Source organism: Tabrizicola flagellatus (assembly GCF_046295235.1).
In the GTDB taxonomy this organism is placed as follows: domain Bacteria; phylum Pseudomonadota; class Alphaproteobacteria; order Rhodobacterales; family Rhodobacteraceae; genus Tabrizicola; species Tabrizicola flagellata_A.
In genome coordinates, this window is sequence record NZ_JBKBLV010000064.1 from 1 (window position 1) to 10,174 (window position 10,174).

Genomic DNA, 10,174 nt, shown 5'->3' on the forward strand with positions numbered 1-10,174 from the left:
CTCGGCCGGAAGATGGGCCATGTGAACCGGATCATCCGCGCCTGACGCCTCCTCGTGCGGAGAAGCCGCAGGCGCACGACGAGCCTCAGTGCAGGAACCGTCCTTCCCGCAGGAAGTGGATCACCTGCCGGATCACCGTCGGGTTGACCATGATCCAGGTGTGGCTGACCGGCAAGGTGAGATGGTCGGTCATGCCGTCCAGCCGGGTCGAGGCCACCGTCACCTTGCCGTCGTCCGGCCCCGGCAGAAGCTGGCTGAACCAGGGGCTGACCGAGCGCGTCCCCGCGATGACGCCCAGCGGGAAATCGGCCGGGGGCAGGCGGTTCGGCCAGCTGTCCGGCCCGGTGCCCAAGGACAGGCCGGCGGGGCCGTTCATCATCTGGAACACCTTCCAGTCGCCAAGCTGGTCCACCAGTTCCGACCCGTGATTGGGCGGGGCCAGCATCACCACGCGGCCCAGACCCGGCGGATGCCCCCGCGCCAGCCAGTCGCGCACCAGGATGCCGCCCATCGAATGGGTGACGAAATGCGTCGTGCCCGCGAAAGGCGCTGCATGGGCGCGGGCGACCTCGGCCACCAGCGCCTCGGGCGCGGCCCTGGTGGACGGATAGGCGGCGTGGACCACCGCATAGCCCGCCGCCCGCAGCGCCAGCCCCATGGCCGCAAGCGAGCGCGCCGACCGCGCAAGGCCATGCACCAGGATCACCCGCTCGGTCGGGGCATGTCCGGCGGGGCGGTCGGCAGGCAGGCGAAGGGGCAGTTTCAGGCGCATGGCCGGACCATGCGCGCTTGCAGGGACCTTGGGAAGGCCCGGCAAGCCTGACCCTGCGTCGCGCCGCCACTGGACAACGGGCCCGGCCCCGCGCAAGCCTTGGCAACCATGGCCCGCTTCAAGCCCCGCATCGCCGTCCGCGCGCTGATCCTGCACCAGGACCGGCTGCTTCTGGTCAACGCCTACCCCGATGCGCACCTTGGCCTGTGGTGCGCGCCCGGTGGCGGCTGCGAGGCCGGGCAGTCGCTTCCCGAAAACCTCGCGCGGGAGGTGATGGAGGAAACCGGCCTGACCGTCGCCGTCGGCGCCCCCGTCCTCGTGAACGAATTCCACGACCCCGACACCGGCTTTCACCAGATCGACCTGTTCTTCCGCTGCACCATTGCCGGGGGCGAGATCGACGACGCCTGGCAGGACCCCGAGGGCGTCGTCACCGACCGGCGCTTCTTCTCGCGCGCCGAGCTTGCCGGCATCCGCTTCAAGCCGGACAGCCTGCCCGAAGCCGCCTGGGGCGACGGCGCGGCGCTTTACGACTCGTTGGAGGCGATCCTGAAATGAGCCGCGCCTTCGTCAACGAGGATGCCGGGGCCGACCGTCCCGACCTGCCGGAACTCCCCGTCCCGCCGGGGCCGAACATCGTCACCCCGCGCGGCCTTGCCGCCCTGCACGCGCAGATCGCCCGACGCAAGGCGGACCTTGCGGCGCTGAAGGGGCGACCCGACCGGCTGGACAAGTTGCCCGAAGCCGCCGCCGAGCGGGACCTCCGCTGGCTCGAGGCCCGGCTGAAGGCCGCCGTGGTCATCGATCCCGCCGCCCACGATCTGACCGAAGTCGCCTTCGGCCTTGCCGTCTCCGTGGCCGACGAGGATGGCAATGAAACGACCTACGAGATCGTGGGCGAGGACGAAGCCGACGCCACCCGCCACCGCATCGCGCCGAACTCGCCCCTCGCCCGTGCCCTTCTCGGGGCGCAGGTCGGCGACGTGGTGACCTGGCGACGCCCCTCCGGTCCGCTGGAGCTGGAAGTCACAAGGATCGCCCATGCGGATCCGTGAGCTGTTCCCCAGTGAAACCGCCCTCGTCGCGCAATTCTACCGCGAGGCGCCGGACTATTGGCTGATGGCCGAGGGCCGTTGCGACCCGGCAGCGCAGGCGCAGGATTTCTTCACCGACGCGCCCCCGAATTGCGACCCCGGCGAAAGCCACCGGCTGGGTCTCTTCCTGAACCAGCGCCTGTCCGGGGTGGCCGAACTGTCCTTCGGCTTTCCCGAACCGTCCGACGCATATCTCGGGCTCATGCTGCTTGGCCCCTGGGCGCGGGGTGCGGGCCACGGGCGCAGCTTCCTGGCCGAGGTGGAAGCGCGGGCGCGGGCCCGTCATGCGCATCGGCTTTACCTTGCCGTGCTGGATGCCAACCCGCGCGGACGCGCCTTCTGGCAACGCGAGGGGTTCCGGGCCACCGGCCTGCGCCGTCTGGACGGCACGACGGGTCACTGGGTCGAGCGGCTGGGCAAGGACCTGTAAGGCAGGCTCGCCCAGGCCACACCGCCCAGGACCAGGACGGCCGCCAGCCAGAAGCGCAGCGCCGGAGGTTCGGCCAGAAGCAGCGCGCCGCCCAGCGCGGCGATCACCGGCACTGTCAGTTGCGCCACCGCCGCCCGCGTCGCGCCGAGACGGGGCAGAACGGCATACCAGAGCGCGTAGCCCAGCCCCGAAGTCACCGCGCCCGACACCACGGCGAGGGCGATCCCCGTCGCGTCCGGGGCTTCGGGTCCGGCCAGAATTCCCAGGGGCAGCACCAGCGGCACCGACAGGAGGAAGTTCCATGCCGTCGCCGCCAGCGGATCCACCGCGCCGCGCCCGGCGAGGGAATAGACGCCCCAGCCCAGCCCGGCCGCCACCATCAGCAGAAGGGGCAGCACCGCCACAGCCCCAGGTGTCGCGATCAGCGCCAGCCCGACCAGCGCCAGACCCGACCCGGCCCAGCGCCGCGCGGGCACCGCCTCGCGGGAAAGAAGCGCGCCCGCGAACATTGTGACCTGGACGGTTCCGAACAGGACCAGGGCCCCGGTCCCGGCGTCGAGCCCGCGATAGGCCAGCGAAAAGCCCAGAAGATAGGCCGACAGGCCCAGCACTCCCGCCACACGGCCCCGCAGGCCGGGCCAGGCCCAGCCGCCGCGCTGCCACAGGACCAGCGCCGCCAGCATCGCGGCCCCCGCGACAAGGCGGATCATCGCGAACTCCACGGCACCGGCATGGCCGGGACCGACCGCCCAACGGTTCAGAACCGAATTGGCCGCGAAGGCCAGCATCGTCAGGGCGGCAAGCAGGAACAGGCGCATGGGTCCACCCTGACGCCTTGCCGCGCAAAGGAAAAGGGGCGGTCCGAAGACCGCCCCCCTTGTTGCCTGATCGGGAAGGATGGATCAGAAGTCCATCCCGCCCATGCCGCCGCCCGCCGGCATCGCCGGGGCAGCCTTCGGCTCGGGGCGGTCGGCGATCATCGCCTCGGTGGTGATCAGCAGCGAAGCCACCGACGCCGCGTCTTCCAGAGCGGTGCGGGTCACCTTGGCCGGGTCGATCACGCCGAACTTGAACATGTCGCCATATTCTTCGGTCTGGGCGTTGAAGCCGAAGTTCTTGTCGTTCGACTCGCGGATCTTGCCAGCGACGACCGAGCCGTCCACGCCGGCGTTGTCGGCGATCTGGCGCAGCGGGGCCTCCAGCGCGCGGCGGATGATGGCGATGCCGGCGTCCTGGTCGCTGTTGGTGCCCTTCAGGCCTTCCAGCGCCTTCGAGGCCTGCACCAGCGCCACGCCGCCGCCGACGATCACGCCTTCCTGCACGGCCGCGCGGGTCGCGTTCAGCGCGTCATCAACGCGGTCCTTGCGCTCTTTCACTTCGACTTCGGTCATGCCGCCGACGCGGATGACGGCCACGCCGCCCGCGAGCTTGGCCACACGCTCCTGCAGCTTCTCGCGGTCATAGTCCGAGGTGGTTTCCTCGATCTGCGCGCGGATCTGGCTGACGCGGGCCTCGATTTCGGCCTTGTCGCCGGCGCCGTCGATGATGGTGGTGTCATCCTTCTTGATGACGACCTTCTTGGCGCGGCCCAGCATGTCGAGCCCGACATTCTCCAGCTTCATGCCGAGGTCGTCCGAGATGACCTGACCGCCGGTCAGGATCGCGATGTCCTGCAGCATGGCCTTGCGACGGTCGCCGAAGCCCGGAGCCTTCACGGCGGCGATCTTCAGGCCGCCGCGCAGCTTGTTGACGACCAGCGTGGCCAGAGCCTCGCCTTCGACGTCCTCGGCCACGATGACCAGCGGCTTCTGCGACTGGATGACGGCTTCCAGCAGCGGAACCATCGGCTGCAGCGACGACAGCTTCTTCTCGTGCAGCAGGATGAAGGCGTCTTCCAGTTCCGCGATCATCTTGTCGGCGTTGGTCACGAAGTAGGGCGACAGGTAGCCGCGGTCGAACTGCATGCCTTCGACGACTTCGACTTCGGTGTCCATGCCCTTGTTTTCTTCGACGGTGATCACACCCTCGTTCCCGACCTTCTGCATCGCGTCAGCGATGAAGCGGCCGATCTGGGCCTCGCCGTTGGCCGAGATGGTGCCGACCTGAGCGACTTCGTCCGAGTCCTTGACCGGGCGGGCCATCGCCTTGATCTGCTCGACGACCTTGGCGGTGGCCAGGTCGATGCCGCGCTTGAGGTCCATCGGGTTCAGGCCGGCCGCGACCGACTTCATGCCTTCGCGGATGATGGCCTGGGCCAGGACGGTGGCGGTGGTGGTGCCGTCGCCAGCCTCGTCATTGGTGCGGGAAGCGACTTCCTTCACCATCTGCGCGCCCATGTTCTCGAACTTGTCGGCCAGTTCGATTTCCTTGGCGACGGTCACGCCGTCCTTGGTGATGCGGGGCGAGCCGAACGACTTGTCGATGACGACGTTCCGGCCTTTCGGGCCGAGCGTCACCTTCACCGCGTCGGCGAGGATGTTGACGCCGCGCAGCATGCGGTCGCGGGCGTCGGTATCGAACTTGACGTCTTTAGCAGCCATTATGACAGCTCCTTGAATGGGATTTCGTGGCGTGCGCTACGGCGCACCGGTCCTCGCGACGGCTCAGGCGATGATGCCGAGGATGTCGCTTTCCTTCATGATCAGCAGCTCTTCGCCGTTCAGGGTCACTTCGGTGCCCGACCACTTGCCGAACAGCACGCGGTCGCCGGCCTTCACCGAAGGGGCGATCAACTCGCCCGAATCCTTGCGGGCGCCTTCGCCCACGGCAACCACTTCGCCCTCGGCGGGCTTTTCCTTGGCGGTGTCGGGGATGATCAGCCCGCCCTTGGTCTTTTCATCGGACTGGACGCGCTTGACCAGAACACGGTCATGCAGGGGTTTGAAAGCCATCTGGAGGTTCTCCCTTGAGTCACCAGGTTTGAATTCGATTAGCACTCAGGCAAGGCGAGTGCTAACGGCGGTGAGTTAGGCAATCCGGCCCTGCCTGTCAACACCCGGCCTCCAGTCTGGCGGCCGATTTTCGCATTGCCTTTTGCCGGTCGGGTGCCACCATGCGGCTGAACCGTCGTAACTGTCGAAAGGTGCCCATGTTTCGTTTAGCCGCTGTCCTTGTTGCCCTCGGATTGTCGTTCTTAGCCGCCGTTCCGGCCGCTGCGACATGCGGCGGGCGCAACCTGTTCACGGACATGGAGCCCGCGCTTCGTTCCAGCATCGAATCCGCTGCCGATGCCGTGCCATTCCCGCGCGGCAATTTCTGGCAGGCGGTGCGCGGCGACGAGGTCATCACCATCGCCGGCACCTACCATTTCGACGACCCGCGCCATCAGGCGAACCTCGACAAGCTGAAGCTCTTCATCGACGACGCCACGACGGTGCTGGTCGAATCCGGTCCCGAGGAAGAAAAGGCGCTGATGGACCTGGTTGCTCGCGAGCCCGCGCGGATGTTCATCACTACCGGCCCAACGCTCTTTGAACAACTGCCGGCCGAGGTCTGGGCGCAACTGTCCGATGCCATGTCCAAACGCGGCATTCCCGGCTTCATGGCGGCGAAGTTCCGGCCCTGGTATGTGCTGGCCGTCCTGGCCATCCCGCCCTGCGCCATGGAGCAGATGTCCGACCCCAAGGGCCTCGACGGAATGGTGATCGACGCGGCCATGGCGGCGGGCACGCCCGTCCGCGCGCTGGAGCCCTACGACACGATCTTCACCCTGTTCGACAGCATGACCGACGAGGAGATCCTCGCCATGCTGCAATCGACGCTCGCCCTCGAGGACCGGTCCGAGGATCACGCCGTCACCCTCGCCGACAGCTATTTCGCCGGTCGCAGCCGCGAGATCTGGGAGTTCATGCGCCAGATCAGCTATGACCTGCCCGGCTACACCCGCGAACAGGTGGATGCCGAATTCGCGCGGATGGAAGAGCTTCTGATGAATGCGCGCAACCGTGCCTGGATTCCTGTCCTGACTCGGGCGGCGAAGGAAGGACCCGTCGTCGCCGCCTTCGGCGCGCTGCATCTTTCGGGCGAGCAGGGCGTGCTGAACCTGCTCCAGCAACAGGGCTTCCGTCTGACCGAGTTGCAGTTTTGATCCTGCCGGGGCGCATCGAGCGGCTGTTCATCCTCGACCTCGGCCTGTTCGAGGTGCGGGGCGGCGAGCGGATCATCGGCATCCCGGCCTATCTCCTGGAAACCGACCGCGGCCAGCGCATCCTGATCGACACGGGCTTTCCCCCCGACTACCTGACCGACCCCGACCGGCCCGCGCGCGACGGGCTGCCCCGCTTCGGCCGGCTGATCGACTTCCGCCCCGACCAGACCGCCGCGGGCGCGCTGGCGCTGCTGGGGCTCAGGCCCGCCGACATCGACCTGGTGATCCTCAGCCACGGGCACATCGACCATGTCGGCTCCCTGCCGCTTTTCGCCCATGCCCCCGTGGTCCTGACCGCCCGCGAACGGGCCGAGCCCGCGCCGCTCTATTTCGGCGACGCCCGCCCTATCGTCTGGCCCGAGACGACCTACATCCGGATCGAGACCGACACCCCGGTCTGCGAGGGGCTGACCCTGGTCCCCACCCCCGGCCACACGGCGGGGCATCTGTCGGCGCTGGTAACGCTCGCTGACGGGCGCAGCGCGATCCTCGCCATCGACGCGCTGAACCGCATCTCGGAACCCGCCGAGGGCTTTGCCGATTCCGCCGATCCCGCCGCCTCGCAGGCCTCGGCCAGTTACCTTTTGTCGGTTGCCCCGCCCGAGGCGGTGCTGATCTACGGCCACGAGCCGACGCAATGGCCGCTGCTGCCCAAGGCGCCCCGGCCGTGGTAGAGGCCCATCGCCAGGGTGTGCTGCTGCTTCTCGCATCCACCCTGGCCTGGAGCACCTCGGGCCTCTTTGCCCGCGCCATTCCGCTGGATACGCCGACCGTCATCCTCTGGCGCGGGCTGGCGGGGGCGGCGGGGCTGGTCGTGGTGCTCTGGGCACTGCGCGGGCGCGAGGGGTTCGGCGATTTCGCCCGGCTTGGCCCGGCGGGCTGGGGCTATGCGCTCTGCTCGGGCCTTGGCATGCTGTTCTTCGTCGGCAGCCTGAAGGCCACCTCGATCGCCCATGTCGCGATCATCTATGCCACGCTGCCCTTCGTCGCCGCCTTCCTCGGCTGGTGGCTCCTGCGCGAGGCGCCGGGGCGCACGGGTCTTGCCGCCGCCGGTCTGGCGCTGGCGGGGGCGACGATCATGGTCGGCCTCGGCGGCGACGGCACGCTGATCGGCGATGCCATGGCCTTCGGCATGGTGCTGGCCATGGCCGGCATGATCCTGATCGCGCGCGGCCGGCCCGAGACGCCCACGCTCGCCGCCGGGATCGTCTCGGCGATCTGGGCGCCGCTCGTCATGGCGCCCTTTGCCACGGTCGAGGGCCTGACCGCCTGGAACATGACCCTGCTTGTCGCCTTCGGCCTGGTGAACTCCACCGCCGGGCTGGCGCTGTTCATCCTCGGCTCGCGCCACACCTCGCCGGTCGAAACCGCGCTGATCGGCGCGCTGGAAACCGCGCTGACGCCGGTCTGGGTCTGGCTGGTGTTCCACGAGACGCCGACGCCCCCGACCCTGGTCGGCGGGGCGATGGTGATGGCGGCCTCGGTCGGCCATATCCTGTGGACCGCGCGGCATCCGGCCCCGCGCTAGCGCATGGGGGCGCCCGGACAGGGCACCCCCCGGCAGCCTTACCGCTGCCCGGCCTTGCCGGGGATCATCCCCCGTTTCGGCACCAGTTTCGGCCCCTGCGGCCCTTTCGGCCCCTTCACGGCCTTCGGCAACGGCTTCAACCCCGCCATGGCGGGTTTGCCAGTCTTCGTGTTCGGCATGATCTGCCCCTGTCTTGAGTTGGATGGATGGACCGGCGCACGACCGGTCGCGAAACGGCGCTCAGGCCGAAACGGTCTTGTCCATTCTCAGGGCACTCCTCGGGTGAAGGGCTGCACTCGGGCCATCCGGCCCCGCTCATGCCCCCAGGGGGGCGTCAGACGGTCAGGTCCATGACACGACAACTCCTCTGCCAAGGCGGGCATGCTGCCACATCCCGCCCCGCGTGACAATCGCCTCGCCCTCGCCTATACCGCGCGCGAAAACCGCAACACCCAAGGGCACCCCATGACCACCCTCGTCTTCGGCCACAAATCCCCCGACACCGATTCCACCGGCTCTCCGATCATCTGGGCCTGGTATCTGAACGAGACCGGCACCCCGGCGAAACCCGTCCTGCTGGGAGAGCCGAACACCGAAGCCGCCTTCGTGTTGCGCCGCTGGGGGCTGGACAAGCCCGGGATCATCCAGGACGTGACCGCGGACGACAAGGTGGTGATCGTCGATACCAACAACCCGGCCGAACTGCCGCCCTCGATCAACGAGGCCAAGGTGCAGGGCATCATCGACCACCACATGCTGGTCGGCGGTCTCAAGACGAAGAACCCCATCGACATCACCATCCGCCCGCTGGCCTGCACCGCCACCATCATGCACGACCTGATGGGCGACGCGCTGGCCAAGGCGCCGGCGGCGATCAAGGGCGCGATGCTGTCCTGCATCCTGTCCGACACGCTGGAATTCCGCAGCCCCACCACCACCCCGCACGACCGCGCCGTGGCCGAGAAGCTGGCGGCCGATCTTGGCGTCTCGATCCCCGAACTGGCCGCGCAGATGTTCGAGGCCAAGTCCGACGTCTCGGCTTTCTCGGACGCGGAGCTTCTGCGGATGGACAGCAAGGAATACACTGTCGCCGGCAAGGAACTGCGCGTCTCGGTGCTGGAGACCACCGCGCCCAAGGTGCTACTGGACCGCAAGGACAGCCTTATGCGCTCCATGGTGGACGTAGCGAAGGAGGACGGCGCCGACCAGGTCCTGCTCTTCATCATCGACATCCTGAAGGAAGAGGCGACGCTGCTGGTCCCGAACGACCTGGTGAAGCAATTGGCCGAGGCCTCGTTCGGTGCAAAGGTCAGCGGCGACACCGTGGTCCTTCCCGGCATCATGAGCCGCAAGAAGCAGATCATCCCGTCGCTGAAACTGTGAAACCGCAGGCGGGCCTCCGGCGTTGAGGCCGGACGCCCGCCGCTTCCCCGAACTGGCCGCTGCGGCCTGCCGACGAGGCCCCGAATGACCGAGATCCTCCGCTCGCTCGCCGACCTGACCGGCCGTTATGATGCCGTGTTCTGCGATCTCTGGGGCTGCCTGCACAACGGAAAGGCGGCCTATCCGGCGGCGGTGGCGGCCCTTCAGGGGTTCCGCGCCTCGGGCGGCAAGGTCGTCCTCCTGACCAACGCGCCGCGCCCGATGTCCAGCGTGGTCGCGCAACTCGACGGCCTGTCGGTGCCGCGCGACGCCTGGGACCTCATCGTGACCTCGGGCGACGCTGCGCAGATGGGGATGCTGTCGGGTGCCGTCGGGCGAAAGGTCCACCACATCGGCGCCCCGAAGGACGAGGCCTTCTTCACCGATTTCGCCGGGGACCTGGCCGCCTATGCCGCCACCCAGCCCCCCATCGAGCGGGTGCCGCTGCGCGAGGCCGAGGGCATCGTCTGCACCGGCCTGCGCGACGACCTGACCGAGACGCCCGACGACTACCGCGCCGCGCTGTTGCTGGGCAAGACGCTGGACCTGCCCATGCTCTGCGCCAACCCCGACATCGTGGTGGACCTCGGCGACCGCCGGCTTTACTGCGCTGGCGCCCTGGCCCAGGCCTACGAGGCGATGGGCGGCCGGACGCTCTATTTCGGCAAGCCGCATCCGCCGATCTACGACCTTGCCCGTCACCGCCTGGCCGAGGCGGGCGCGCCGGCAGATCCCGCGATCCTCTGCATCGGCGACGGGATTTTCACCGACATCCGGGGCG

The 10,174-nt window shown here is 68.5% G+C and carries 13 protein-coding genes; 8 read left to right on the forward strand and 5 right to left on the reverse strand.

Going from position 1 to position 10,174, the window contains the following annotated elements; genetic code table 11:
• Positions 1–85 precede the first annotated feature (85 nt).
• Positions 86–772 (reverse strand): esterase/lipase family protein, encoded by a 687-nt coding sequence (locus ACK4IU_RS17835; RefSeq protein WP_409737941.1) that lies wholly within the window; start codon positions 770–772, stop codon positions 86–88.
• Between the two features lie 108 nt (positions 773–880).
• On the opposite strand from ACK4IU_RS17835, the gene ACK4IU_RS17840 reads away from it, so the two are divergent.
• From ACK4IU_RS17840 to ACK4IU_RS17850, 3 genes are read left to right on the forward strand one after another with little or no spacing between them, the layout of a single operon-like run.
• Entirely contained in the window at positions 881–1,330 is a 450-nt protein-coding gene (locus ACK4IU_RS17840; RefSeq protein ID WP_409737944.1) for an NUDIX domain-containing protein, read from the forward strand.
• Positions 1,327–1,827 (forward strand): GreA/GreB family elongation factor, encoded by a 501-nt coding sequence (locus ACK4IU_RS17845; RefSeq protein ID WP_409737947.1) that lies wholly within the window; start codon positions 1,327–1,329, stop codon positions 1,825–1,827. Before ACK4IU_RS17840 ends, ACK4IU_RS17845 begins: the two co-directional genes overlap by 4 nt.
• Positions 1,814–2,296, forward strand: a complete 483-nt coding sequence (locus ACK4IU_RS17850; protein ID WP_409737950.1) for a GNAT family N-acetyltransferase — start codon at positions 1,814–1,816, stop codon at positions 2,294–2,296. Before ACK4IU_RS17845 ends, ACK4IU_RS17850 begins: the two co-directional genes overlap by 14 nt.
• On the opposite strand, the gene ACK4IU_RS17855 is transcribed toward ACK4IU_RS17850, so the two are convergent.
• The 3 genes from ACK4IU_RS17855 to groES all read right to left on the reverse strand — a co-directional run bounded on the left by ACK4IU_RS17855 (position 2,263) and on the right by groES (position 5,187).
• Positions 2,263–3,114, reverse strand: a complete 852-nt coding sequence (locus ACK4IU_RS17855; RefSeq protein WP_409737953.1) for a DMT family transporter — start codon at positions 3,112–3,114, stop codon at positions 2,263–2,265. The two genes, ACK4IU_RS17850 and ACK4IU_RS17855, sit on opposite strands and share 34 nt — an antisense overlap.
• Positions 3,115–3,198: 84 nt before the next feature.
• Positions 3,199–4,836, reverse strand: a complete 1,638-nt coding sequence (groL, locus tag ACK4IU_RS17860; RefSeq protein WP_409737956.1) for a chaperonin GroEL — start codon at positions 4,834–4,836, stop codon at positions 3,199–3,201.
• Between the two features lie 63 nt (positions 4,837–4,899).
• Entirely contained in the window at positions 4,900–5,187 is a 288-nt protein-coding gene (gene groES / locus ACK4IU_RS17865) for a co-chaperone GroES (protein ID WP_149588411.1), read from the reverse strand.
• 296 nt (positions 5,188–5,483) lie between these two features.
• Here groES and ACK4IU_RS17870 point away from each other — a divergent pair, with 296 nt between their 5' ends.
• The 3 genes from ACK4IU_RS17870 to ACK4IU_RS17880 are packed head-to-tail and all read left to right on the forward strand — an operon-like array spanning position 5,484 to position 7,971.
• The gene (locus tag ACK4IU_RS17870; RefSeq protein ID WP_409737959.1) at positions 5,484–6,383 is read left to right on the forward strand and encodes a TraB/GumN family protein; all 900 of its coding nucleotides are present in this window, start codon (positions 5,484–5,486) and stop codon (positions 6,381–6,383) included.
• Positions 6,380–7,117 (forward strand): MBL fold metallo-hydrolase, encoded by a 738-nt coding sequence (locus ACK4IU_RS17875; protein ID WP_409737962.1) that lies wholly within the window; start codon positions 6,380–6,382, stop codon positions 7,115–7,117. Before ACK4IU_RS17870 ends, ACK4IU_RS17875 begins: the two co-directional genes overlap by 4 nt.
• On the forward strand, positions 7,081–7,971 hold the full coding sequence (locus ACK4IU_RS17880; RefSeq protein WP_409737965.1) for a DMT family transporter: 891 nt from the start codon (positions 7,081–7,083) through the stop codon (positions 7,969–7,971). Before ACK4IU_RS17875 ends, ACK4IU_RS17880 begins: the two co-directional genes overlap by 37 nt.
• 38 nt (positions 7,972–8,009) lie before the next feature.
• Here the strand turns inward: ACK4IU_RS17880 and ACK4IU_RS17885 are convergent, their stop codons facing one another.
• The gene (locus ACK4IU_RS17885) at positions 8,010–8,150 is read right to left on the reverse strand and encodes a hypothetical protein (RefSeq protein WP_409737968.1); all 141 of its coding nucleotides are present in this window, start codon (positions 8,148–8,150) and stop codon (positions 8,010–8,012) included.
• 286 nt (positions 8,151–8,436) lie between these two features.
• Here ACK4IU_RS17885 and ACK4IU_RS17890 point away from each other — a divergent pair, with 286 nt between their 5' ends.
• Together ACK4IU_RS17890 and ACK4IU_RS17895 are read left to right on the forward strand one after the other, a co-directional pair.
• Complete coding sequence (locus ACK4IU_RS17890; protein WP_409737970.1) at positions 8,437–9,354, forward strand: manganese-dependent inorganic pyrophosphatase; 918 nt, start codon at positions 8,437–8,439, stop codon at positions 9,352–9,354.
• 84 nt (positions 9,355–9,438) lie between these two features.
• A partial coding sequence (locus ACK4IU_RS17895; protein WP_409737973.1) for a TIGR01459 family HAD-type hydrolase occupies positions 9,439–10,174 on the forward strand: 736 nt, incomplete at its 3' end.